General features: G+C 56.5%; 21 protein-coding genes. 6 read left to right on the top strand and 15 right to left on the bottom strand.

Translation table 11 applies throughout. The annotated features are described in order from the left end of the window. Window positions 1-67: 67 nt before the first annotated feature. The 11 genes from ACS92L_RS04275 to galE all read right to left on the bottom strand — a co-directional run bounded on the left by ACS92L_RS04275 (window position 68) and on the right by galE (window position 11,601). Window positions 68-364, bottom strand: a complete 297-nt coding sequence (locus tag ACS92L_RS04275) for an integration host factor subunit alpha (protein ID WP_086622906.1) — start codon at window positions 362-364, stop codon at window positions 68-70. 40 nt (window positions 365-404) lie between these two features. Further along, window positions 405-2,789 (bottom strand): phenylalanine--tRNA ligase subunit beta, encoded by a 2,385-nt coding sequence (gene pheT, locus ACS92L_RS04270; protein ID WP_438767282.1) that lies wholly within the window; start codon window positions 2,787-2,789, stop codon window positions 405-407. 24 nt (window positions 2,790-2,813) lie between these two features. Next, window positions 2,814-3,833: a phenylalanine--tRNA ligase subunit alpha gene (pheS, locus tag ACS92L_RS04265; protein WP_438767281.1), complete on the bottom strand. Its 1,020-nt coding sequence runs from the start codon at window positions 3,831-3,833 to the stop codon at window positions 2,814-2,816. Between the two features lie 169 nt (window positions 3,834-4,002). Then, on the bottom strand, window positions 4,003-4,353 hold the full coding sequence (gene rplT, locus ACS92L_RS04260) for a 50S ribosomal protein L20 (protein WP_086622909.1): 351 nt from the start codon (window positions 4,351-4,353) through the stop codon (window positions 4,003-4,005). A 33-nt stretch (window positions 4,354-4,386) separates the two neighbouring features. Next, on the bottom strand, window positions 4,387-4,581 hold the full coding sequence (rpmI, locus tag ACS92L_RS04255) for a 50S ribosomal protein L35 (protein ID WP_086622910.1): 195 nt from the start codon (window positions 4,579-4,581) through the stop codon (window positions 4,387-4,389). A gap of 105 nt (window positions 4,582-4,686) precedes the next feature. Then, window positions 4,687-5,232, bottom strand: a complete 546-nt coding sequence (gene infC, locus ACS92L_RS04250; protein ID WP_115853214.1) for a translation initiation factor IF-3 — start codon at window positions 5,230-5,232, stop codon at window positions 4,687-4,689. Between the two features lie 26 nt (window positions 5,233-5,258). Then, window positions 5,259-7,157: a threonine--tRNA ligase gene (thrS, locus tag ACS92L_RS04245; RefSeq protein ID WP_438767280.1), complete on the bottom strand. Its 1,899-nt coding sequence runs from the start codon at window positions 7,155-7,157 to the stop codon at window positions 5,259-5,261. A 263-nt stretch (window positions 7,158-7,420) separates the two neighbouring features. Next, on the bottom strand, window positions 7,421-8,356 hold the full coding sequence (locus tag ACS92L_RS04240) for an OmpA family protein (protein ID WP_438767279.1): 936 nt from the start codon (window positions 8,354-8,356) through the stop codon (window positions 7,421-7,423). A 340-nt stretch (window positions 8,357-8,696) separates the two neighbouring features. Continuing rightward, the gene (locus ACS92L_RS04235) at window positions 8,697-9,158 is read right to left on the bottom strand and encodes a DUF2489 domain-containing protein (RefSeq protein ID WP_438767278.1); all 462 of its coding nucleotides are present in this window, start codon (window positions 9,156-9,158) and stop codon (window positions 8,697-8,699) included. A gap of 90 nt (window positions 9,159-9,248) precedes the next feature. After that, window positions 9,249-10,397 (bottom strand): glycosyltransferase family 4 protein, encoded by a 1,149-nt coding sequence (locus ACS92L_RS04230; protein WP_438767277.1) that lies wholly within the window; start codon window positions 10,395-10,397, stop codon window positions 9,249-9,251. A gap of 181 nt (window positions 10,398-10,578) precedes the next feature. Beyond that, window positions 10,579-11,601: a UDP-glucose 4-epimerase GalE gene (gene galE / locus ACS92L_RS04225; protein ID WP_438767276.1), complete on the bottom strand. Its 1,023-nt coding sequence runs from the start codon at window positions 11,599-11,601 to the stop codon at window positions 10,579-10,581. 198 nt (window positions 11,602-11,799) lie between these two features. Here galE and ACS92L_RS04220 point away from each other — a divergent pair, with 198 nt between their 5' ends. From ACS92L_RS04220 to ACS92L_RS04210, 3 genes are all read left to right on the top strand, one after another. Continuing rightward, window positions 11,800-13,254, top strand: a complete 1,455-nt coding sequence (locus ACS92L_RS04220; RefSeq protein ID WP_438767275.1) for an SLC13 family permease — start codon at window positions 11,800-11,802, stop codon at window positions 13,252-13,254. A gap of 197 nt (window positions 13,255-13,451) precedes the next feature. Next, window positions 13,452-14,681: a glycosyltransferase gene (locus ACS92L_RS04215; protein WP_438767274.1), complete on the top strand. Its 1,230-nt coding sequence runs from the start codon at window positions 13,452-13,454 to the stop codon at window positions 14,679-14,681. 137 nt (window positions 14,682-14,818) lie between these two features. After that, a complete protein-coding gene (locus ACS92L_RS04210; RefSeq protein ID WP_438767273.1) occupies window positions 14,819-15,919 on the top strand; it encodes a PIG-L family deacetylase in 1,101 nt (366 codons plus the stop codon). A gap of 25 nt (window positions 15,920-15,944) precedes the next feature. Here ACS92L_RS04210 and gltS read toward each other — a convergent pair whose 3' ends face one another. After that, complete coding sequence (gene gltS / locus ACS92L_RS04205) at window positions 15,945-17,132, bottom strand: sodium/glutamate symporter (RefSeq protein WP_438767272.1); 1,188 nt, start codon at window positions 17,130-17,132, stop codon at window positions 15,945-15,947. A 232-nt stretch (window positions 17,133-17,364) separates the two neighbouring features. Here gltS and ACS92L_RS04200 point away from each other — a divergent pair, with 232 nt between their 5' ends. Continuing rightward, window positions 17,365-18,813 (top strand): SLC13 family permease, encoded by a 1,449-nt coding sequence (locus ACS92L_RS04200; protein WP_438767271.1) that lies wholly within the window; start codon window positions 17,365-17,367, stop codon window positions 18,811-18,813. A gap of 126 nt (window positions 18,814-18,939) precedes the next feature. Here ACS92L_RS04200 and ACS92L_RS04195 read toward each other — a convergent pair whose 3' ends face one another. Together ACS92L_RS04195 and ACS92L_RS04190 are read right to left on the bottom strand one after the other, a co-directional pair. Continuing rightward, entirely contained in the window at window positions 18,940-20,619 is a 1,680-nt protein-coding gene (locus tag ACS92L_RS04195; protein WP_438767270.1) for a methyl-accepting chemotaxis protein, read from the bottom strand. A 226-nt stretch (window positions 20,620-20,845) separates the two neighbouring features. After that, entirely contained in the window at window positions 20,846-22,504 is a 1,659-nt protein-coding gene (locus tag ACS92L_RS04190; RefSeq protein WP_438767269.1) for a methyl-accepting chemotaxis protein, read from the bottom strand. Between the two features lie 310 nt (window positions 22,505-22,814). Between ACS92L_RS04190 and guaD the strand changes: the two genes are divergently transcribed. Then, a complete protein-coding gene (gene guaD / locus ACS92L_RS04185) occupies window positions 22,815-24,131 on the top strand; it encodes a guanine deaminase (RefSeq protein ID WP_438767268.1) in 1,317 nt (438 codons plus the stop codon). 83 nt (window positions 24,132-24,214) lie between these two features. Continuing rightward, window positions 24,215-25,594 carry a uracil-xanthine permease family protein gene (locus ACS92L_RS04180; RefSeq protein ID WP_438767267.1) on the top strand — a complete coding sequence of 460 codons (1,380 nt, stop codon included), beginning with the start codon at window positions 24,215-24,217 and terminating at the stop codon, window positions 25,592-25,594. Window positions 25,595-25,612: 18 nt separating this feature from the next. Here the strand turns inward: ACS92L_RS04180 and ACS92L_RS04175 are convergent, their stop codons facing one another. Then, window positions 25,613-25,978: a hydroxyisourate hydrolase gene (locus ACS92L_RS04175; RefSeq protein ID WP_438767266.1), complete on the bottom strand. Its 366-nt coding sequence runs from the start codon at window positions 25,976-25,978 to the stop codon at window positions 25,613-25,615. Window positions 25,979-26,136 lie beyond the last annotated feature (158 nt).

The raw sequence follows: 26,136 nt of genomic DNA, 5'->3' as shown, positions 1-26,136 counted from the left end.
GCCCCGCCTTGGGCGGGGCTTTTAACCAGTAACAGCCAACCATTCTGGCTGCGAATACGCCAGACAATCAGGCCTTGTCGCGTTCCTCCACCAAAGCCTTAAGCTTTTGGCCGGGCCGAAACGTCACCACTCGACGCGCCGATATCGGAATTTCCTCTCCCGTCTTGGGATTACGACCGGGTCTTTCACGCTTGTCGCGCAGATCAAAATTGCCGAAGCCTGAAAGCTTTACCTGTTCGTTTTCCCTGAGACACCCGCGGATTTCATCAAAAAACTGCTCGACAAGCATCTTGGCTTCACGTTTTGAAAAGCCAAGCGACGTGTGCAGATGCTCTGCCAGTTCAGCCTTGGTCAACGCACTCATTATCCGACATCCTGTAGGAGACAATATCCCGCCACCGCATTCAGTTACGCAGCAACGCGCCAAAACGTTCCGAGGAAACCGCGACAATATTGTCAATTGTCTGATTGATTTCGATATCTGTCAGCGTGCGCGAAGGATGCTGCCAGGTCAAGCCCAGCGCCAGGCTCTTGCGCCCTTCTTCAACGCCGGCGCCCTGATAGACGTCGAAAAGACGAAGATCCGTCAATGCCTCCCCGGCCTGCTCACGAATCAGGTCCAGCAGTGACTGCACCGGCAGCGCCTCATCCACCAGCAGCGCCAGATCGCGCCGGACTTCCGGTTGACGAGACAGCGGAGTGAAGGTGGCAAGCCTGCCCTGCTGCAGGGATTCAAGCTCAAGCTCGAAAACGTACACCTCTGGCTTGATTCCGAGCTTTTCCCTGACCGCAGGATGCAGCGCACCTGCCCAACCGACATGCTGATCACCGCGCATGATGCGAGCGCATTGCCCGGGATGGAGCGCGTCATGCTCAGCCGGCTCGAAGCGCCACTCGCTTTCGACGCCACCCAGCGCGAGAAGCCGTTCAACATCGCCCTTGATATCAAAGAAATCGACGTTGTCCTTGCGGCTCGTCCACCCTTCCGGGTCTCGCGTACCGCAGATCATTCCTCCCAGCATGGGCGTTTGCGTCAACGCATCGATATCGCCCTTGAAGACCAGCCCTGTCTCAAAGAGACGAACACGCTGCTGCTGGCGATTGAGATTATGCAAAAGCGCCCGGCACAGGCCCGACCACAGACTCGAGCGCATGACGGACATGTCGCTGGAGATGGGGTTGGCAAGCGTAGGCGTCACGGTTACCGGATCCAGTGCCTGCTGCAGCTCCTCGGAAACGAAGCTGTAGGTAATGGCTTCCTGGTAGCCACCCGCTACCAGATGCTGGCGAATGGCATCGAGAGAGACCTTCGTCCCATCTTCGCGACGCGGGGCCAGGTTGGTCTGCGGATAGCGAACGGGCAGGCGGTTGTAGCCGTGAACGCGCGCCAGCTCTTCAACCAGATCCTCTTCCAGACGCACATCAAAGCGCCATGCCGGCACACTGACATGCCAGACGCCCTCCCCCTGAGCCACCAGGGTCATGCCCAGGCGGGTCAGGATGTCGCTGATCTCTTCTTCATCGAGCGCCATGCCCAGAATCCGGCTGACGCGCGCGGCGCTCAGGGTGATCTGACAGGTCTCGGGCAGCGCCTGCGCATCCGTCTGCTCGATCACCGGTCCGGGACGACCGCCGGCCAGCTCGACAAGCAGTTTTGTTGCCCGCTCAAGTGCACGCACCTGCAGCGTCGGGTCAACGCCGCGCTCGAAGCGATGCGAGGCGTCCGTATGCAGACCGTACTGGCGAGCCTTCCCGGCGACAAAAAGCGGGGCAAAGAAGGCAGACTCCAGCAGCACATGACGTGTCTCGCTGTTAACGCCCGAGCGCTCGCCGCCCATGACACCGGCAATGGCCAGCGGGCCATCCGCATCGGCAATCAGCAGGGTATCGTCTGCAAGCTGAACGTTTTGCCCATCAAGCAGCGTCAATGTCTCGCCGGCACGAGCGTTGCGCACTTCGATAGCGCCCTGGAGTCGATCCAGGTCGAAGGCATGCATCGGCTGGCCCAGCTCGAGCATCACATAGTTGGTAACATCCACCACGATATCGATGGCGCGCAGACCACAGCGGCGCAGATACTCCTTGAGCCACAGCGGAGACGGCGTACTGACATCCACATCACGTACAACGCGCGCGCTGTATCGTGGACAGGCGTGGCCATTTTCAAGGCGGACATCGAAGCGCTCGTCGATCTGCTCTGGCACGGCAGCAATTTCGGGCGTTTTGACCTCGACGCGGTTGAGCACACCGATTTCGCGCGCCAGCCCCATCACGCTCAGGCAATCGCCACGGTTGGGCGTCAGGTCCACATCGATGCTGTGATCGTCCAGCCCGAGCCACTGCCTCAGGTCTTCGCCAACGGGGGCTTGCTGTGGCAACACCCAGATGCCCGGCGATTTTTCTTCAACCAGGCCCAGCTCGGACTCGGCACAGATCATGCCATGAGACGCCACGCCTCGAAGCTTTGCTTCCTTGATGGCGAAATCACCGGGAAGCATGGCGCCGGGTCGGGCCAGCGCCACTTTTTGACCGGCATCCACATTGGCCGCGCCGCACACTACTTGCTGAAGCTGCCCGCTGCCGTCATCAAGCTGGCAGACACGAAGACGGTCAGCGTCAGGGTGCTGAGCGGCCTCTTTTACCTGTGCAACGACGACACCTGTGAACGGGGGTGACACCGGTTCAACGGCGTCAACTTCCAGTCCTGCCATGGTGATCTGATCGGCAATCGCCTGCACGTTCTGCGCTACATCAACCCATTGACGCAGCCACTGTTCGGAAACTTTCATCTTGCCTCGCTATACCGAAACGGGTTACTGAAACTGGCGGAGAAAGCGCAGATCGTTGTCGAAAAAAAGACGCAGGTCGTTGACGCCATACCGCAGCATCGCCAGACGCTCAACGCCCATGCCGAAGGCAAAACCGCTATAGCGCTGCGAGTCTATACCCACATGGGCAAACACGTTGGGATGCACCATGCCGCAACCCATTACTTCCAGCCAGCCGGTATGAGAGCAGACGCGACACCCCTGGCCACCACAGTTGACGCATTGAATGTCGACTTCTGCCGAAGGCTCGGTGAACGGAAAATAGGAGGGGCGAAAACGAACATCGAGCCGGTCACGCTCAAAGAAGGCTTTCAAAAAGGCCTCGATGGTTCCCTTGAGATCGGCAAAGCTGACATTTTCATCCACAAATAGCCCTTCCACCTGATGGAACATGGGGCTGTGGGTCAAGTCGGAATCATTACGGTATACCCGGCCCGAACAGACCAGACGCACCGGTGGTTCCTGATGTTCCATGGTTCGGATCTGAACCGGAGACGTATGCGTGCGCAGTACATGGCGCGCATCAAAATAGAAGGTGTCGTGCATGGCACGCGCTGGATGATGGGCCGGTATATTCAGGGCCTCGAAGTTATGATAATCGTCCTCGATTTCGGGACCTTCCGCGATATCATAACCAATATTGGCAAAACACTGCTCGATGCGGCGCAGCGTCTGGGTAATGGGGTGAAGGCCTCCCGAAGACTCGCGTCGACCCGGTAGCGTCACATCCACCTTTTGTGCAGCAAGCCTTGCGGCCATGGCACTGGCTTCCAGCGTCGTTCTTTTGGCTTCCAGGGCGCTTTCGATCTGCTGCCTTGCCTGATTGATGACCTCGCCGGCAGCAGGACGTTCCTCGGGCGGCAACTTTCCCAACCCTTTCAGCAAAGCCGTCACTTCACCCTTTTTTCCAAGGTAGTGGACACGAATGTCTTCCAGTGCCCTGATATCTTCGGCAGCGTCTATGGCGTCGACCGCCGTCGCTACTACTGTGGAGAGATGCTCCATCCGTCTTGCTCCATGAAAAACGGCAGATTGCAGATACCCGGGAAGCTCTGCACGTTGATCCTGTTATCAGGGATCTGACGATAAATTGCTGCCACACAAAAAAACAAGGGAAGAGCAACGGCTCTTCCCTTGTAGCATTTCGGCAGGTGAAATCGGATCACCCGTACCGTCAGGCGGCCTTGGCCTGCTCGACGATAGAACCGAAAGCCTGCTTTTCGTGAACGGCCAGATCTGCAAGGATCTTGCGGTCGATCTCGATACCGGCCTTTTTCAGACCGTTGATGAAGCGGCTATAGGACATGCCGTGAGTGCGAGCTGCAGCGTTGATACGTGCAATCCACAGCGCACGGAACTGGCGCTTTCGCTGACGGCGGTCACGGTAGGCGTACTGACCGGCCTTGATGACCGCCTGCTTGGCAACACGGAAAGTGCGCGAACGAGCACCGTAGTAGCCTTTTGCCTGCTTCAGAATCTTCTTGTGACGACGACGAGCGACGACACCACGCTTTACACGAGCCATGAAAACCTCCTGACTTCAGTTGTTTGAATCGACTTAGATATAAGGGAGCATGCGCTCGATCAGACGACGATCGGCATCATGGATCTGCTTCATACCGCGCAGCTGACGCTTACGCTTGGTCGATTTCTTGGTCAGGATATGGCTGCGAAAGGACTGCTTGTGCTTAAAGCCCTTGGCAGTGCGCTTGAAGCGCTTGGCCGCACCGCTGTTGCTCTTGATTTTCGGCATGAGAATAACTCCGCACGATATTTTTTAGAAAACCCGAGGCCAGCGTGCCGAACCATGGCAAACCTCCTGCGATGGCATCAACACGCTCGTTAACCTGCCCGCGGATCACTTTTTCCTGGGGGCCAGCATCATGATCATTTGCCGGCCTTCCATCTTCGGACGCGATTCTACAACAGCAAGGTCGTCCAAGTCATGCTCTACGCGCTCCATGAGCTTGCGTCCGATATCCTGGTGCGCCATTTCGCGACCGCGGAATCTCAGAGTGACCTTGCCCTTATCGCCTTCCTCAAGGAAACGGGTCAAGTTCTTGAGCTTGACCTGGTAGTCGCCTTCATCGGTTGCAGGCCGGAATTTGACTTCCTTGATCTGGATCTGCTTTTGCTTTTTCTTCTGAGCAGACTTCTGCTTTTTCAGTTCGAACTGATGCTTGCCGTAATCCATGATCTTGCAAACGATCGGATCGGCATTGGATATCTGCACGAGATCAAGCCCAGCTTCTTCAGCCTTGGCAAGCGCCTCATTCATGGGCACAACACCCAGCTGCTCGCCCTCGCTATCGATAAGCCGAACTTCATCCGCACGGATGCGGTCATTTATGGGTGCGCGCTTTTCCTGAGGGCGCCCACGTTGGTTATTTCGCTTGATCGTCAAGTCTCCATTGCTGAAAAGAAATGCTGCTATCCACGCTCGTTATCCAGTCTGGCAAGAAATTCGGAAACTGTCATCGTCCCGAGATCCTCGCCAGTCCGCGTTCTGACAGCAACGCTATCCGACTCCACTTCCTTATCGCCGACAACCAGCAGATAAGGCACCTTCTGGAGTGTATGCTCACGAATTTTAAAACCGATCTTCTCATTCCTCAAGTCTGACTTGACACGAAGACCGGCTTGTTGCAAACGCTCGGTCAGCGCCGTGGCATAGATTGCCTGTGCATCGGTAATGTTGAGCACAACAATCTGCTCTGGTGCAAGCCACAGCGGCAGCGCACCGGCGTGATGCTCCAGCAGGATACCGATAAAGCGCTCGAAGGAACCGATAATGGCACGGTGAAGCATAACCGGTGTATGACGGTTGCCATCTTCACCCACATACTGGGCGCCGAGACGGCCGGGCATCATGAAATCAACCTGCATGGTGCCCACCTGCCACTCACGACCAAGACAGTCGCGCATATGATACTCGATTTTGGGCCCGTAAAAGGCGCCCTCACCGGGCAACTCCTGCCACTGAACGTCGCACGCCTTTAACGCAGCGCGAAGCGCGCCTTCAGCCTTGTCCCACTCTTCATCGCTACCGATACGCTTTTCAGGGCGCAGAGCGATCTTGACGTCGATATCGTCGAAACCGAAGTCCTCGTAAACCCTGAGCGCCTGACGATGAAAATCGGTGACTTCCGGTTCAATCTGCTGCTCGGTGCAAAAGACATGACCATCGTCCTGAGTGAAGGCACGCACTCGCATGATGCCGTGTAATGCACCCGAGGGCTCATTACGATGACATCCGCCGAACTCTCCATAGCGAATGGGCATTTCACGATAGCTGTGAAGGCCTGAGTTAAATACCTGTACATGCCCGGGACAATTCATCGGCTTGAGCGCGTACTCTCGCTTTTCCGATTCGGTAAAGAACATGTTTTCCGAGTAATTATCCCAGTGGCCGGACTTTTTCCAGAGGCTGACGTCCATGACCTGCGGACAGCGAATTTCCTGATAGCCACCGCTGCGATAAACGTTTCGCATGTACTGCTCGACCGCCTGCCAGATGGCCCAGCCTCGCGGATGCCAGAAAACCATGCCCGGCGACTCTTCCTGCTGATGAAAGAGATTGAGCTGACGCGCCAGTTTGCGGTGGTCACGCTTTTCTGCTTCTTCAAGTCGCTTGATATAGGCGTTAAGCTGCTTTTTGTCCGCCCAGGCCGTACCATAAATACGTGTGAGCATGGTGTTGGCAGCATCACCTCGCCAATAGGCGCCGGCCAGCTTCAAAAGCTTGAACGATTTTAGATGCCGGGTATTGGGAACATGAGGTCCCCGGCACATGTCGATGTATTCCTTGTGATGATACAGCCGGATGGTCTCGCCTTCGGGAATGCGGGAAACGATATCCTGCTTGTAGGTCTCGTCTCGCGCCACGAAGGTTTGAAGGGCCTGATCACGGTCAACATACACTCTTGAAACGTCATATCCTTCATCGATCAGCTCACGCATGCGCTTTTCGATCTTTTCAAGATCATCACTTGAAATGGACTGTCCGAAATCGATGTCGTAATAAAAACCGTCATCGATGACAGGTCCGATGGCCATTTTGGCGTCGGGATAAAGCTGCTTGACGGCATGCCCGATCAGGTGCGCGCAGGAGTGGCGAATGATCTCGAGCCCTTCCTGATCCTTGGCAGTCACGATGGCAACTGACGAATCATGATCGACGATATCGGCCGTATCGACCAGATGGCCATCGATTTTGCCGGCTACGGCAGCCTTTGCAAGGCCGGTACCGATGGACTCGGCAATCGCCATGATGGATACGGGGGAATCAAATTGACGCTGACTACCGTCAGGAAGTGTGACGACGGGCATAGGAGTTCCTTCCTTGTTTCAGTGGTGACCGCTACCAGGAGTCACTTGAGGTATTACATTGTCAGCAGGGCACAGGGAGTGCACCCGGAAACTGGCAGGCGTGGGGCAAGTTATCAAGCCGGAGCGCAAACTAGCAAACAGTGATGAATCACGTCCAGTCAATCACTGGAAATTGATAAAACTGCCGGCACTTGTCGAGAAATATTTACATAAAAAAGAGGGCGCCGAAGCGCCCTCTTTTGTCAGATGGCAATCAGCAGAAATTACTGATTGTTGCCACCGTTCTGGCCTGTACGATCCATCACCTGACCGTTTTCACCCAGCGGATGAACTTCGGTACGACGGTTTTCTGCACGACCTTCAGCAGTATCGTTGCTGGCTACCGGACGCTCTTCGCCGAAGCCGAGGGCTTCCATGCGATCAGAGGAGACACCCTGAGAGGCCAGGTAGTCACGAACGGAGTCCGCACGACGCTGAGACAGATCCTTGTTGTAGGAAGCGCTACCAACAGAGTCGGTGTGACCTTCCAGACGAACACGGACCTGTTCGTTGCTGTTGAGCTTCTCGGCAACGTCGTTCAGGGTCTGTTCGGCGTTGGAAGTCAGCTGTGCAGAGTCAAATTCGAAGTTGACGTCGCGCAGTACCAGCGCTGCCGGGCAGCCCAGAGCGTTGACCTGAGTACCGGCCGGAGTGTTCGGGCACTGATCCTGATAGTCCGGAACGCCGTCACCGTCGGAATCCAGCGGGCAGCCGCGCGAATCAACCTCTACACCAGCCGGGGTACCCGGGCACTGGTCGAGGTAGTCCGGCACGCCGTCACCGTCGGTGTCGATCGGGCAGCCCTTGGCATCAACGGCTACGCCTGCCGGTGTGTTCGGGCACTCGTCACGAGAATCCGGCACGCCGTCATTATCGGAATCCAGTTCACGGCTGTCGCCACCCGAGCAAAGCAGAGCAGCTGCTGTTGCTCCGGCAGTTGCACCGATTGCGGCACCCGTTTCTTCGTCGTCGTTGCTGCTGACACCGTAACCGAGGCCACCACCGATCAGGCCACCGGCCAGACCGCAGACGAAAGGAGAAGAGTACCAGGAATCACCGCTGGACGAAGCACCGGAAGATTGAGAACCTGAGCTGGCGCAGCCGGCGAGACCCATGACGAGAGCAGATCCCAGCAGCAAGCCAGTTGTTGATTTATTCATGCAAGACTCCTTCTTTTTTGCAACGCTAGGGCAACGATGTTGTTACTAAGCGGTTCCGAGTATAGGCAACGCCAACAGCACTAGAAAGTTTTTCTTGTATTGAAAAGAAAAGCATATCAAGAGCATTGGAGCCAGCTTGTGACCACCCTGCTTTGGTCTCTCGAAACAACCACACGATGCCATGATGAAAAACGCGTCACTGGCAATCCATTGTGACGTATTCGAACACTGTTTTCGCACTGAAAGCGGTGAAAGTCAAACCCTGTTTATTGCATTGATTAAATTTCAGGGTAATTGCGTCGAACTTCAAAAAAATGAATCTTCTCGAAACTATGGATCATTACTGTATTACAACGTGGTTTGTCCGATCGACCAGTCTGCGAGCCGCCTGCAAAATACCCACTTCGTGTTTGCTGACAACTTCCAGTCTCTGACGATCTTCCTGCATTCTTTCGCGCGCCGTCAGGGTTGAGCGGGCCTGATGAGTATGCAGATGAGAGGTATCGTCACTCACCTGCGCAATAACAGCCAGTTCGCTGTCTTCCCACCAGCCGGCATCGAGAATATCAATCATGACCCGAGCGCGCAGACACCCCTCTGCCAGGTCCATCTGACCTTCCTGCATCGCCCGGCCTATTACGTTGAGATTGGACAGACACTGGTATTCGGCCTGCGCCTTCTCCTGTTCCTGAAACTGCTTGCGTCGACGCAGTTCGCGAGACATCCGCCAGATAATTGCCAGCAACACGCCAACAATCACAAGCGCCATGCATAAAAGCGTGATCGCCCAGGCTTGTGACACGATTAACAATACTCCCTTGACGTGAATTCGATCATTAGCACCATAACAATTCTCCGGCTTGATAATATCGCCAGCCAGAAACGGTATTCACTATCCGGTACCGGATTCGGCGCCAAGTGCCCTGAATGCAGCGACCAGCTTTTCCTGCTGACGCGCATGGGAATAGTTTTCTGCCAGGCTCGAAAGCTCCCTGCTCAACGCATTACGCCCGGCGCTGTCTTCAAGAAGCCTGCGCGCACTTTGCGCCCACCCTTTGACGTCCATGGCGTCCAGAACCAGTTCAGGATAGCGATCCTCCAGAAGTTCTGCACAGCCGACTTCGGACGAAAGCATGATCGGCGTACCACACGCCATGGCTTCCAGCGCAACACGACCGAACTCTTCGATATGGGCAGGCAGCATGAAAATATCCAGTGCACCGTAGAGTCGTTCGACTTCATTGACAGTCGAGCGCCAGGCAAACCGCTCGGCAACGCCGAGGGTTTCAGCCATTTTCTGCCAGGGAGAAGCGTCATCCTTGCCGACTACAAGAAAGCGACAGCGGTTGGGCATCAGCCTGTCCAGCTCCGATGCCAGCTTTACAAAGCCGTCCACATTACGCTTTTTGAAGTTCCCGGAAGTGACTACCCCTATTAAAAACTCTCCGGGCGCTACTCCCAGCGATTGGCGCACCTCTTCTCTATTAATACGGGCCCGCTGAGGATGAAACTGTTCAGGGTCATAGCCCGGGTAGCTGATATCGATCCTGTCAGGGGCAATACCGTAACGACTCGTCAGGTCGTTTCCCATCATCCTTGAGTTGACGGCGACACGACGAAAACGCTGCCCCTTGAGGACATGATCATGAATGGCGGCGACCTCATGATCCTCGGGTAGTGCACAACCGTGTATGGCCTGACTGGCCAGATGCACACAGTTATGCAGATACACCACATCGGGCGTTTCCACATCACCATGACTTATCAAAAGATCTGGCGAATGTCGCCGCGCCCATGCCTGGACACGGCGATTGAACCAGAAGCGTCGACGGGCCCCCTTGAAAGGCCAGCGCCGTGTCCTGACCAGTCGAGCGCCTGCACGCGCCACCAGATCGGCATTGCCTCGCTCGGCAATAATCACGACCCGATACCCCAGCGTGATCAGCGCTGCCGTTTGCTCAAGCGCATTCCGGCTGGCACCTGTGCTTTTTTCTACCTGGCGGATGGCAATGGCCGCCAGCGGTGTTGCATGTTCTGTCATTCAAAAGGCACTCAAACAGCGATATCAGCGAACGTGCCTCACTGGCAGAATTAACGTTCACGATGGCGATCCTGAATCAGCGCTCAAGCTCATGCGGCCCGAGCACTGCGCACATCATGGTATCATGAAGCACTATCCGGGCCAGTCGTCCCACAAGTACCGATTGCGACTCATGCTCGACTCAGGAAGATGTTGAGTCCCTGTAACCGTCGGGATTTTTCTGCTGCCAGCGCCAGGTATCCGCCATCATTTCCTCAAGGCCTGCCTCGGCAGTCCAGCCGAGAACTCTTTCGGCGTGAGCCGGGTCAGCGTAACAACGAGCGATATCACCGGCACGACGGGGGCGAATTTCATAAGCAACCTCTCGGCCGCTGGCTTTTTCAAAGGCCTTCACGACTTCTAGCACGCTGTACCCCTTGCCGGTGCCAAGATTGAAAGTATGAACGCCATCATGGCGGGACAGGTAATCAAGGGCCATCAGATGCCCCTTCGCCAGATCCGTGACGTGGATATAGTCACGAACACCGGTACCGTCACTGGTATCGTAATCGTTGCCGAATACGGACAGCACTTCTCGGCGACCAATCGCCACCTGACTGACAAAAGGCACCAGATTGTTGGGGATACCATTGGGGTCTTCACCGATCATGCCGCTGTCATGCGCGCCCACCGGATTAAAATAACGCAGTACGGAAATACGCCACTGCGGATCGGCTACGACAAGGTCGCGTAGGATTTCTTCGACCATCAGTTTGGAACGGCCGTAGGGATTGGTGGCCGCGGTAGGGAAGTCTTCACGGATGGGCACCGATTCAGGATCGCCGTACACGGTAGCTGAAGAACTGAAAACGATCGTTTTCACGCCGGCGCGAGACATGGCCTCACAAAGCACCAGCGTGCCATTGACGTTGTTATCGAAGTAGGCAAGAGGTTTCTGGACGCTTTCACCCACGGCCTTGAGGCCGGCAAAATGAATGACCGAATCGATATCATTGTGCTCAAAGATGTCATCCAGCAGTGCCGCATCACGAATGTCGCCTTCTACCCAGCGCGCTTCCCTGCCGGTCAACGTATTGACCCGGTCCAGAGATTTCTGACTGGCATTGCAGAAATTATCCAGCACCAGAACATCCTGGCCTGCTTCAAGCAGTGCCAGGACCGTATGCGACCCGATATAACCTGCCCCGCCGGTGACAAGAATCATTTACCTTCCCCTGTATCCTGAATCAATAAAACGGCTGAATGAATACTGTTCTGAAAAGGTGCACCAGCATTCATGGTCGACGAAAGGCGCAAATACAATCGTCTTATATTTCATTATAAACATGAATAAAGTCGAGGATTTATGCTGATCCATCGGTTGGCTGTACTTTAACTCAACTCCTGTTACCGAGAACAAATAATGCCTGATACGACGACGGATACCGACAAGCCATCTTCAGGCAAGGCACCTGTCATTGGTCTGTGGCTGGGGCTGGCATGGATCGTGATGGTGCTTGTCGTGCCGGCACCGGGCGGCATGTCAGGCAGCGCCTGGCACTGTGTCGGCCTTGCACTTTTGATGGCCACCTGGTGGTCAACCGAGGCGATTCCGATCCCGGCGACCTCCCTGCTTCCCATTATTCTCGCACCTGCCATGGGTATCGGCAGTCTGAAAGACGTTACCTCAGCCTATGCAGACCCGATCATTTTCCTTTTTCTGGGCGGTTTCCTGCTGGGCCTTGCCATGCAGCGCTGGGATCTCCATCGCCGTATTGCACTGCGAACCCTCATTGTCGTGGGGTCTGACCCCAAAAGGCAGATTGGCGGTTTCATGCTGGCAACCGGGTTTATCAGCATGTGGGTCTCCAACACGGCAACGGCCATCATGATGCTGCCCATCGGTACTTCCGTGATCGCCCTTATTTCCACCAGCAATGAAGCTGAAGTGCGCCGGTATGCCACAACCCTTTTGCTGGCCATTGCCTACTCCGCCAGCATCGGGGGTGTCGCCACTCTGATCGGCACCCCCCCCAACGCTCTGCTGGCCGGCTATCTCTCCAATAACCAGGGAATCGATATCGGCTTTGCACAATGGATGGTGGTCGGTCTGCCGGTATCAATTGCCATGATGCTGCTGGCCTGGTGGTGGCTCACAAGACAGAGCTTCGATCTTGAGCAGAGCGACGCCGGTGACAACCTGCTGAAAGAGGAGCTTGGCAAACTCGGTAGCATGAGCTCTGCTGAAAAGCGGGTCGGCATTGCTTTTTTGCTGGCAGCCGCCGCCTGGATTCTTCGACCCCTGCTCAATAACCTCGGCCTTGACTGGCTCAGCGATACAACCATTGCCATGACCGTAGGCGTTGGGCTTTTCCTGATGCCGTCCGGGAGCAGCAAGAAAGACAAGCTCATGGATTGGGAAAGCTCGGCGTCACTGCCCTGGGGTGTTTTGCTGCTTTTCGGAGGCGGACTGGCACTGGCAGGCATTATTCAGAGCTCCGGGCTTGCCTCCTGGATTGCCGAGCAGCTGTCGCTTTTCTCGATTTTCCCGCTGGTCGGTCTGATCGCCATCGTGGTTCTGGTCATCATTTTCCTGACAGAGGTCACCTCCAACACGGCGACTGCTGCGGCCTTTTTGCCACTGCTGGGGGCACTGGCCATCTCATTGGGTCTCTCGCCGCTGCTGATTACCGTTCCGGCTGCCATCGCCGCAAGCTGTGCCTTCATGATGCCCGTGGCAACACCGCCTAATGCGATCGTGTTTGCAACCGGACAGATGAAGATCCAGTCCATGATTCGCGCCGGGTTGTTTCTTAACCTGGCCGGCACGGTGATCATTACGCTGATGGTATACGCACTGGTGTCACTGCTCTGGTGATCTGTGCCGTATGGAGCTCAAAGGCCGCCTATAGAAGGCGGCCTTTTTTGTGATCGTTTTTGAATATAGCGACAATAAAACCTTAAATATTGATTAAGAAATTTTCCGAAATTAAAATAATATTCAGTTTCGCGAATTCCATCAACCCGGCTGTATCGGAAATGCATGGATTCGCAATTTTTGTGCCAGAGATGCTTATGCATATTTCACACTATATCGGTCTAAAGGGTGCAGGCGGCGCCGAGCTGCTTTTTTCGGAGTTGAGTAACGTGTGGGCACGACGCGGGCTGACACAAAGCGCTCTGCTTCGTAGCGCTCCCATTCATCGGGAAGTCGCCAGAAGGCTTCCTGATTCACTTCTGACCATCGACTATAAGCGCTGGAACGGCATCAGGGTTCCTGCCACCCCTTCCTTTATAAGACGAACCTGTCTACGCCAGACCATGGGTCAGCTTCCAGAGCCGGATATCTTTTTGAGCTGGTCAAATTTGCGTAACAACCCGGCCCTTAAAAAATCCTCACCCTATATTCATTACGAACATGGCGTTGGCTGGATCCATAAAGTGGACAAGGAAGGACAACGCTTTTTGAACAATGCAGCGGGGTTTATTTGTGTTTCGCATGCCGCCAGGCGCGTGCTGGAACTCAAATGGGGGATTGAAAACAGATCCATTGCCGTTGTGGCCAACCCGCTTCGCAACAGCCTGACCACCAAACCGGAGCATCACCTGCCACTCGAAGGCAGAGCAATACGATTGGCCTTCGCCGGCAGACTCACAGCCATCAAGGGCTTGACTATTACTCTTCACGCGCTGGCTCTGCTGCGTCAGGGTGGCATCAATGCAGAACTGCATGTTGCGGGCGATGGCTCACAACGCACCACGCTGGAACAACAGGCCGATAAGCTCGGCATTTCATCGTCCTGTCATTTTCACGGCTTCGTGGCGGATACGCGGGATTTTTTCAGCAGGATGGATATTGCCCTGTTTCCATCCATTCGAGAATCGTTCGGCATGGCCAGTCTGGAAGCCAGCGCGGCCGGATGCCCCGTCATTGCAAGTCGCATCGATGGTCTGCCGGAAACGATATGGGAAGGCCACAGTGGTATTACCCTGCCCTGCGAAAACGATCCGAGACGTTATTATGACAACAACATCATGGCCCAGCTTCCCGAGCTGGTTTACGACCCCGACCTGGATCAACTGCGAACGCCCGGCGTCGTTGATCCTTCAAGGCTGGCCGATACCATTGGCATGCTGGCTAATGATACACAGCGCCTGAATGTCATGCGCCGGCACGCCATCGAACATGCCGCACATTTTAACGATCTGCAGCAATACGGGGATCAGCTGTTCAGCCATGTTTGCCACATCGCGTCGGCCACCAATAGACACGGCAGTAACCACCACGCAACATCACTACCATGAACGTCATAAACACCACTATCCCCCTGCATGCAATTACATCGACGGCACAGATCCTGCCATCAGTGTTGATGACGTCTTCAGAGCAGCTGACACTACAGCTGACATTTCACATCAATCACAATCGCTGGTGGCGCACCGTGCCCTTTGTGACCGTACACATCGGCCAGAGAACAGTGTCGTTTTCGATACATCGTCAACATCAAAAAGCAGCGCTGACCCTGGCGCTGGCCCGGACAGAGGTAGAAAGCCCGCTGAGCTTTTCATTCAGGGGTTGCAAACCTGTGGGGACGCACGCAAGCGTTACGGTCGCTTCTCGGCCAGCGCTTGATGATGGCCCCATCATGATTGTCGCCCCACACCCGGACGATGCCGAAATTGCCGCCGGCGGGCTTTATAGCGCTTACGCATCGCAGACTCGCATTGTGACGCTCTCGGCCGGTGAACTGCTTCGCAAACTGGATCGTCAGTATATTGTCGGGCTTGATGATGACCTGACAGCCGCCGGACGACGAAAAGGGACGGTGAGAAGCTGGAACAGTGTCGCAACGCCGCTTCTTTCCGGCGTTGCCTTCGAGCACTGCCCGGTGCTGGGCGTGCCCGATGGGCATGGCTGGGAAATCATGCATGACAATGCATCAATCGAGCCGATCCTGCCGGTCAATGACGCGCGTCGATTCAACACACTGTCTCTGCCCTGCGACGGTGCCGAGTCTCTTGGCCGTGATGACATCATCAGGGATCTCGGGTATCTGATCGAGTACTGGCAACCTGCCACCATACTGGTTACAGATCCTGAATATGATCCCCATGGCGACCATCGCGCAGCGGCAATGGCGCTTGCCAGAGCGTTGCAACAGAGTCATTTTAGACCAGCGCGTGTTTTACTGTATGCCAATCATTACCGGGATACTCATCCGCCCGGCCCCGCCTTTCAGCCGGCATGGACGCCCTCGCCGGAACTACGAACCCCATGTTTCCACCGGCCGACCCCTTATCTGTTTTGTCTTGACAGGGAAGCGCAACGACACAAGGCACTGTTACTGGATGCCATGACCGACCTTGCAAGACGTGATCGCCCACGCCAGATCAGAAGAAAAAAACGCAAGGAAGGGTTTGAGCCATCGCTTGCGCCAGACAGGGATCGCTATTTCCAATGGGCCGTTCGCAGTAGCGAGTACTTCCAGATGGTCGAGCCGGAAGACTTTATCGAAGGCGCCAGAGAGCTGCCGCCGGGCTGAAACCCGGCGACAATCAGGGTACAGCTCAGGTAAAAAACAAAAAGCCCTTGATGATCAACGCATTGGCAATATCGATCAGGAATCCGCCGACCACCGGTACGATGATAAAGGCAAGCCTTGAAGGCCCGAATCGCTCGGTAACTGCCTGCATGTTGGCAATGGCCGTCGGTGTTGCTCCCATGGCAAAGCCGCAATTGCCCGCGACCAGAACCGCGGCGTCGTAGCCGCCGCCCATCACCCTGAAGGTGACCTGGGTGGTGTAAAAAAAGACCAGTGCGACCTGCACCAACAGGATCACCAGCATCGGCAGCGCCAGATTGGCGAGATCCCACAGTTTCAGATTCATCAGCGCCAGTGCCAGAAACACGGAAAGTGCCACGTTGCCGACCGTGTTATTGGCATCATCATTGACATGATAAAGACGACTGATGCGCAGGAAATTGCCGATGAGAACGCAGGAGAAAAGTACCCACACAAATGTCGGCAGGCTAAAGGGCGTATCTTCAAGCACGCCATGCAGAAAGGTACCCGCAACAAGCCCCGCGAAGAGACAGCACAGCACGCGAATCATGCTGCCGACATCGGTTCGCTCATCCTTGCCGGTAAGGTCGGCGACATCTTCCTGATTGTCGCTTTCAAGAGACATCCCCCTTTTTTGAGCCCGGCGAATCAAAAATGACGCCGTCGGGCCGCCGATCAGAGAACCAAATACCAGACCAAAGGTTGCGGCTGCCATCGCCAGTGCCATGGCGCTTTCCACGCCGTAGTTATTGGTAAAGACCTCTGCCCATGCCGCACCGGTGCCATGTCCACCCGACATGGTGATCGACCCGCCCAGCAGCCCCATCACGGGTGACAGACCAAACAGCGTTGCGATGCCGACGCCCACAATGTTTTGCAGCACCAAAAGCCCGACCACAAGCGCGAAAAAGACCAGCAGCCTTGAACCACCGGCACGAATCAGACCAAAGTTGGCGGAAAGACCGACCGAGGCGAAAAAGACCAGCATGAAGGGCTCCTGAAGCCCGCCAAAGAAGTTGATTTCGATGCCGAAGGCTCGTAGTACCGTAATGACAAGCGTGGCAAGCAGCCCTCCTACCACGGGTACCGGTATATTGAACTCACGCAGAAAGCGCACATGCTTGACGCACTGCTGGCCAATCACCAGCACCACAATGGCAATAAAAAGCGTTGTTATGGGACCAGGCGTCATGATGATTCCTGTAAGTTATTGATGTCATACACTGTAACGCCAGAAAGGCAGCCCCGAGTATAAGTCATTAGCCCCCTGTGAACCCAGCTCGTCTACTCCGCCCCGACCCCTCTATAACGCCGGCGTCATGCGAAACCGCCTCTTTCGTTCGACTAAAGTCGCCTGCCTCATGCAACAGTAAAGCCCGATCAGGCACTACGTTTGTCGAATAACTACTAACGACGAGATCGCAATGAACGAAGATAAGCAGGAAAAGCCTCCCGGCATGGGTGCCCGAATCGGGCTCTGGGCAGGCCCGATCTGGGTAGTGGCAACCCTGCTGCTGCCTTCCCCGGGTGACATGTCGCAGGAAGCCTGGCGCTGCGCCGGACTGGCGTTGCTGATGGGCACCTGGTGGGCCACACAGGCCCTGCCGTTGGCCATAACGGCTCTGCTGCCGATATTCATGGCGCCGGCCCTTGGCATTGCTGAGCTTGATGATGCGGTACCGGCCTATGCCGACCCCGTTATTTTCCTTTTTCTGGGCGGCTTTCTTCTCGGGCTATCGATGCAGCGCTGGGATCTGCACAAGCGCATTGCGCTCAGAATCATGCTGATCATGGGGCAAAACCCTCGCCGTCAGATCGCCGGATTCATGATGGCCACCGGCTTTCTGAGCATGTGGGTGTCCAATACGGCCACGGCTGTCATGATGCTCCCCATTGCCACCTCCGTCATGAGCCTCCATGGCCATACCGACAGCGAAGGCACGCGGCGTTATGGCACCGCCCTGCTGCTTGCCATCGCCTACTCCGCCAGCATTGGCGGTGTGGCCACGCTCATCGGCACACCCCCCAATGCGCTGCTGGCAGGCTATCTATCGTCGCAGACCGATATGCAGATCGGTTTCGCTCAATGGATGAGCGTGGGTCTACCGGTTGCCATTGTCATGATGCTCATCACCTGGTGGTGGCTGACACGTGGCGATATCTCGACAGGAGAAGAAGATTCCGAAAAGGGTCAAAACCTTCTCAAGCAAGAGATGCAAAAGCTGGGGGCGCTCAGTAGCGCCGAGAAGCGGGTAGGTATCATTTTCATGCTGGCAGCCATCGGCTGGATTACACGCCCTCAACTCAATGCGCTGGGGCTTGGCTGGCTGGACGACACAACCATTGCCATCATGATCGGCACGCTGCTCTTTCTGGTACCTTCCGGGACAACCGGGGGCCGGCTGATGACATGGGAGGTGGCCTGCAAGATGCCCTGGGATGTGCTGATTCTGTTCGGGGGCGGTCTGGCCATGGCCGGCATTGTTCAGGATACGGGGCTGGCCGAGTGGATTGCCGAACAGCTGACACTCCTGAGCGTGCTGCCCACTCTCCTTTTGATCGGCTGCATTGTCCTGATCATCAAGTTTCTGACAGAGATCACCTCCAATACGGCCACTGCCGCAACCTTTTTGCCGTTGCTGGCCGCCACCGCCGTCTCCCTGGAGATGCCGCCGCTGCTGATTCTGGTCCCTGCCACCATCTCGGCGGCCTGCGCCTTCATGATGCCGATTGCCACACCCCCGAATGCCATCGTGTTTGCCTCCGGCCAGCTGCGCATCACCGACATGATACGAAAGGGCCTTTTCCTGAACCTGGTCAGCACACTGGTCATTACCGGGCTGTGCTACGTCGTTGTAACCTTTCTCTGGTGAAGCATTTTTGATTCGAGATGACAGGCGCCGGACCCTGTCACTTTGCATCGCTCTATAAAATGGGGTCGCCGCTTGCGCGGCGACCCCATTGAGTCACTTATCCTGTACCGGGTGTCAGCAACGGTCCTAGAAGGTTTCCCACTCATCGGCATCGCTGGTCGTCGCTGGCGCCTTGTAGCTCTTGCCTTTTGCCGGCGTTTTGAGCTCGGCGCTCGATTTGGGCGCCGGCGAGCGTGTTGCAGCCGGAGCAGATGATGGCTTGTGATGAACAGGCTTTTCCATCACACGGCTGGCCATCGGTGCGACAGCCTGCCCACGTGCGCCACTACCGGACACCTTGAAAAACGCGACCTGTTCACGCAGCACGCGCGCACTGTGTTCCATGGAGCGGCTGGCCGCCGCGGCTTCTTCTACCAGCGCCGCGTTTTGCTGGGTGACGCTGTCCATCTGCGAGATGGCCTGGTTGACCTGATCGATACCGGTAGACTGTTCGCGGCTGGCCGCAGCGATTTCGGCCACGATATCGGTCATCTTGTTAATGCTTTCGACAATGCCGCCCAGCGTCTGGCCCGAACGGGTCACCAGTTCGGTACCGTTGGCCACCTTGCTGACGCTATCATCCACCAGTGTCTTGATCTCGCGGGCGGCCTCGGCACTGCGGCTCGACAGCGTGCGCACTTCACTGGCCACGACCGCAAAGCCACGACCCTGTTCACCGGCGCGTGCCGCTTCTACCGCAGCGTTAAGGGCCAATAGATTGGTCTGGAAGGCAATCGAGTCGATCAACCCGACGATCTCGGCAATCTTCTGGCTCGAGGTACTGATTTCACTCATGGCCTGAGTGGTCTGATCCACAACCTGGCTGCCGTCACGCGCCTGCTGACGCACGTTGAGTGCCAGCTGGTTGGCCTGCGCGGCGTTATCGGCGTTTTGCTTGACAGTGGAGGTCATCTCTTCCATCGAAGCGGCGGTCTCTTCAAGGCTTGCGGCCTGCTCCTGGGTACGACGCGACAGATCGTCGTTACCTGAAGCAATCTGACTGGAAGCCGAACCTACCGACTCAGCGTTGACGCGAACATCGTTGACCACATGCGCCAACTGTTTTTGCATCGCCCCCAGACTGTGCAGCAGGGTGGCAAACTCGTCACGCCCCTTCGCTTCGATATGATTGTCCAGCTCGCCCTGAGCGATGGACTCAGAGACCTCGCTGGCACGCTTGAGCGGTGCCATGATGCCGCGAATCAAAAACCAGGCGATGGCAGTCATGAGAGCAAGTGCCAGCACGATGGCCGCAATAATCACGCCCATGGAGCTTGAGGCACCTGCCAGAGCATTGCTATAGGAAAGCTCGGATTGCTGGGCGTTGATTCTCAGAAGACTTTCAAGCTCTGTCGACAGGCTTTCAAAGTTCTCACGCGTTTGCTGAATGGCAGGTGTCAGTTCGAAAGTGCCCTGACTCATATCGCGCCCTACCTGCTGATACAGCGTCCAGTAGGTCGTCAGCAAGGGCCCCAGCCTGTCGGCGACAGCCTTCTCCTCCGGAGAGGAAATTTGAGACGTACTATATGTCTGCCAGAGGCGGTCGGTTTCGTTTTTATACTGCTGCTCATAGTTGCTCACAAGCGTGGCAGCAGTCTGGGGGCTTCTATCGGCACGCGCCTTGAAGGAGTCAATTCGTGACCAGTTTATGTTCTTTCTGATGCCTGCCAGATTCTGCATGGGCAGTACATTGGTCTTGTACACCGATTCCAGACTATCGTTGCTGCGCTGCATGCCAAACATGCCGGCAGCGCCAATGATGACCATGAAAACTCCCATGATAACCATGGTGGCCACAAGCTTATATTTCACACTGCGATTCAGGCCGAACATGCTGACCACTCCCAAGCTGACATGATGGGGCGACCAGAACGGCCGCGTGTGTCTTATAACGGCCAGACAGCAGGCTTCTGAAGTCTGGCTGATACGCCTTGATAAAAATAAGGGCCGCCCTTGCGGGCGGCCCTGTTCAACTATCGTGGTCGCAGGCGGTTTAGAACGTTGCCCACTCATCGGCCGTTTCGGGCTCGCTCTTGCGCATCGGGGCGGCCTTTTTCTCGACCATGGCAGGTCTTTTCAGCGCGCTCTGCGGTACATCGCTGTATTCGCTATTCGAGCGTGTGACCGCAGTGGGCGTAGAGATTCGTACCGGATTTTCCTGACCCACCTTGAAAAACGCGACCTGTTCACGCAGCACGCGTGCGCTGTGCTCCATGGAGCGACTGGCCGCCGCGGCTTCTTCTACCAGCGCCGCGTTTTGCTGGGTAACGCTGTCCATCTGCGAGATCGCCTGATTGACCTGATCGATACCGGTGGACTGCTCACGGCTGGCCGCGGCAATTTCGGCGACGATATCGGTCATCTTGTTAATGCTTTCGACGATGCCGCCCAGCGTCTGGCCCGAACGGTTGACCAGCTCGGTGCCGTTGGCCACTTTGCTCACGCTGTCATTGACCAGCGTCTTGATCTCGCGAGCCGCGTCGGCACTGCGGCTCGATAGCGTGCGAACTTCACTGGCCACGACCGCAAAGCCACGGCCCTGTTCGCCGGCGCGCGCGGCTTCAACTGCGGCGTTAAGCGCCAGCAGATTGGTCTGAAAGGCGATCGAATCGATCAGTCCGACGATCTCGGCAATCTTCTGGCTCGAAGTGCTGATCTCATTCATGGCAAGCGTGGTCTGCTCAACGACCTGACTGCCGTCACGCGCCTGCTGACGCACGTTGAGTGCCAGCTGATTGGCCTGTGCGGCATTGTCGGCGTTTTGCTTGACGGTTGAGGTCATCTCTTCCATTGAAGCAGCCGTCTCTTCAAGGCTTGCGGCCTGCTCCTGGGTGCGACGCGACAGATCGTCGTTGCCCGAAGCGATCTGACTGGAAGCCGAGCCCACCGATTCGGCGTTGACGCGCACGTCGTAGACCACATGGGAAAGCTGCTTTTGCATCGCACTCAGACTGTGCAGCAGTTTGGCAAACTCGTCGTGTCCTTTCACCTCGATGTGGTTATCCAGATGGCCCTGAGCGATGGATTCAGAGACCTCGCTGGCACGCTTGAGCGGTGTCATGATGCCGCGAATCAAAAGCCAGGCGATTCCCGCCATGATCACAAAAGCCACCGCAAGAATTGTGATGATCGATACAAGGGATACCTGTGAGCTTTCGCTGCTGGCGACATAGGCTCCTTGCGCTTCTGTTACGTTAAAGCCCAGCATGCTGCCAACACCACCGGCGACGGTTTGAAACGTATCGCGGAACTGATCCATATCGCTTGTAGAAGGGAACACGCCGCTGGCCATGCCGCGCAAGAACCCATCATAGCTCTGCCAGTAAGCGGCCAGTGCCGGGGTAATACTGGCCTCAAGCGCCTGCTTTTCGGGAGAGTCGATAAAGCCATCCGTGTAGGTCTGCCAAAGCTGGTTGAGCCTGTCGCGATGATCACTGGAGTAGCGAGAAAGCAGCTCTCTTGAAGCCGATATATCTTCATCAACCTGCAACCGCATGAAGTCAACCCGCGAGGCATAAAGGCCCGCCCTGATGTTGGCCAGAATCTGCATGGGCACAACATTATTGCCGTAGACAAACTCAAGATTCCGATCGGCCGACTTGATGCCCAATATTCCGGCAACGCCGATGGCCAGCATGATCAGCGCTGTCATGACGACATTGCCTACAAGTTTGTATCTAACGCTGCGATTCAGAGCCGGCATGATAGGATTCCCTGACAGAAACATCTGATTGATAGTCGAGTTCCTATCGGCACATCAGGAAAATATGTTGATAACATTTGATGCATAAATATTAATGAAAGTACCTTTCCCAATAGCCCTGGACGCTTTTCATTACGGTCATACAAGCGATAGCGCCGGTTAAAGGACATACGGCTCACAGTGACAGACGGCTTTTTTCCCGCCGTCACCCGAGCCGGGCCGCCATTTTTACGAACAAGATATAAAGGGGCGACATACGATGAGCACACTCCACGCACTCCGGGGCATGACCCTGCACTTCAATGACGATCCGGGCACGGATGATACCCCTCGAGAAGACAGCGTGGCGTTTCACGAAGATGGCATGGTGCTTGTTCAGGATGGCCGCATCCTGCAAAGCGGTCCGGCACAGGCACTTCTGGAAACACTCCCCGAAGGCACCCCTGTCGAGCACTGGCCGGATCAGCTGATCATGCCGGGCTTTATCGACCCGCACCTTCATTACAGCCAGCTTGATATCACGGCCTCCTACGGCCGCCAGCTGCTGGACTGGCTCAACACCTATACCTTTCCCGAAGAGTGTCGCTTCAGCGACCGCGCCTACGCCGACGAGATCGCAAGGGCCTTTCTGGAGCAGCTGCTGGCCAACGGTGTCACCACGGCGCTGGCCTTTTGCACGACCCATCCCGCCTCCGTTGACGCCTTGTTCAGTGCCGCTCTTGAGCGCAACATGCGCATGCTGGGCGGCAAGGTCATGATGGATCGCAATGCCCCGAAGGCACTGTGCGACACGCCCGAAGGCGGCGTGCGCGACAGCCGCCGGCTCATTGAGCAGTGGCATGAGCGGGGTCGATTGGAATACGCCATTACGCCGCGCTTTGCCCCCACCTCGACGCCGGAACAGCTGGCGGCTACCGGGCGCCTTTTGAGCGACTATCCCGGTATGGTGCTGCAGACGCATCTATCCGAAAACCGCCAGGAAGTGGACTGGGTGGCCTCGCTGTTTCCGGAAGCGCGTGACTATCTGGATGTCTACTCGCACTATCAGCTGGTGCGTCCGCGAGCCATTTTTGCCCATGGCATCCATATTGATAACGACGTGCGTCAGCGCCTGGCCGATGACGGGGGTGCCATCGCTTTCTGCCCGAGCTCGAACCTGTTTCTTGGCAGCGGGCTTTTTGACTGGCGCAGTGCACGCGAGCAGGAGGTTCGAGTGGGCATTGCCAGCGACATCGGTGCCGGCACCAGCTTCAGCCCCTTCCAGACCTTGCAGGATGCCTACAAGGTCGGCCAGCTCTCGGGCCAGCCTCTGACGCCCTGGCAGGCCTTTTACGCTCATACTCTGGGCAATGCCCGCGTGCTCGATATCGATCGCCACGTCGGCAGTCTGGCCCCCGGCATGGAAGCCGACATCACCGTTATCGATCCCCGCGCAACGCCGATGCTGGCGCGCAAGGATCGACATGACCCCACGCTCATGGAGCGGCTTTTCAATCTGATGATTCTGGGTGATGAGCGCTGCATCAGCGCGACCTATGTCATGGGCCAAAAGCGCTACGCCGCCAACAATAAATGATGCATCGGCGGCCGAAGCGGTCGCCATACCCGCCCGGGGTCAGGCACACTTGCGCGCCAATCGTGACTTCCGCGGAAATTTTCATGCATGACAATGAGTTGATTTTTCGACACGGCGACCGACCGCCGTTTCACACCGCCTCTCTGGTGGCCTTTCAGCATGTACTGGCCTGCTTTGTGGCCATTATTGCGCCAACCATTATCGTGACCGGTGCACTGGGGCTGCAAAGCGAGGCGCCCTATCTCATCAGCCTGGCGCTTTTAGTATCCGGCATCAGCACCCTGATCCAGACCCAGCGTGTGGGCCCGCTGGGCTCGGGGCTGCTTTGCGTACAGGGCACCAGCTTTTCCTTCGTGGCCGCCTTGATCTCGGCAGGCCTGATTGCCCGGGAGCGCGGCGCCTCCGACCATGAAGTACTGGCCGTTCTGTTTGGTATCTGCATGGCCGGCAGCCTGATCGAGATGGCTCTGGGCAGTGTGCTTCACCACCTCAAACGCGTGATCACGCCAACGGTAACCGGCGTTGTGGTCACGCTGATCGGGTTGAGCCTGATCAGCGTGGGTGTCACCGATATTGCCGGCGGTCATGGCGCCGACAACCCGGGGGGCCCTGTCAATTTGCTGCTCGCGGTGATCGTGATCGGTGTGGTACTGACCTGTCAGCTCAGCCGCCACCCGATGCTACGCGTGGGGTCGGTCTTTGTCGGACTTCTGGCAGGCTGCATTGCAGCAGCTCTGCTGGGGCGTCTGGATTTTACCAGCGTGGCACAGGCACCGCTTTTTCAGCTGCCGCAACCGCTGCGCTATGGGCTGGGCTTTGATGTCGCGGCCTTTATTCCGGTGGCGTTCATTTTTGCCATCACGGCCATCGAAACGGTGGGCGATCTGACCGGCTCCTCTCGGGCGTCACACATGCCGACAAGCGGGCCGGAGTATCAAAAACGCATTCGCGGCGGCGTACTGGGAGATGGTTTCAATTCCCTGCTTGCCGGCATGCTCAATACCTTCCCCAACACCACGTTCAGCCAGAATACGGGCATCATCCACCTGACCGGCGTAGCCAGCCGACACATCGGTCTTTTCGTGGGGGGGATTTTGATCATTCTGGGGCTGATTCCGGCCATGGGGGCCGTATTGCAATCCATCCCCCAACCCGTGCTGGGGGCCGCCACCACGTTGATGTTCGGGCTGATTGCCGTATCGGGGATTCGAATGCTGGCCGAGCAGCGCATGACCCGCAAACGGGTCATGATCATCGCGCTGTCGCTGGGGGCCGGACTGGGTGTCGAGCTGGTGCCGGAAGTACTTTCCGGATTGCCAACACTTATACAGAGTGTCCTGTCTTCCTCCATTACCACGGGCGGACTGCTGGCCATCCTCATGCATCTGGTGCTTCCCGAGCACCAGGAAACCGAAGAAGGCGATATCGATATGGCCTCACGGGACAATGCTGACGCTCAATAAGTCGCAGGTCGGAACCCGTCAGCGCCGGGCGTGAGACCCACCATCGTGGCAGCGTCCGCTGTCACGATGCACGCTGTAGCCCCAGGGGCTGACCAGCAATACAATCACTTCATTTGCGTTGCGTGACAGCGTCAGCTCGACCGGCACCTGGTCAAGCAGCGGGCAGTCCACCCCCTGGCTCAGAAAATAATCGCGCACGTGATAGATGATGCGATAGTGCCCACCGCTGCCCTCCTGCAGCAGCACTTCTTCAAGCGCCCCATCGGCATTGGTGTGAAGGGTCATGATGGGCTCTTCATCATCATGCGCCTCAAGCGATACCACCATGCCCTCTACCGCAATCCCGTTGTATTGATCCAGCACCCGGGTTGTCAGTGTTGCCATGACGATTGCCTCCAGAACACGAAAAGCCCCTCGCACGATTACCCGAAAAGCCGGTCAACGAGCGTACGCAAGGGGGCATGACCCCATACAGCTGTCATGATACTGCGGGACCACAATTGCCGTGTCATGACTTTGGTCTACGTACGCACCATGTCAGT

This window comes from Kushneria halocnemicola (genome assembly GCF_965650455.1).
Taxonomy (GTDB): domain Bacteria; phylum Pseudomonadota; class Gammaproteobacteria; order Pseudomonadales; family Halomonadaceae; genus Kushneria.
This window is presented reverse-complemented; position numbering and strand designations above follow the sequence as displayed.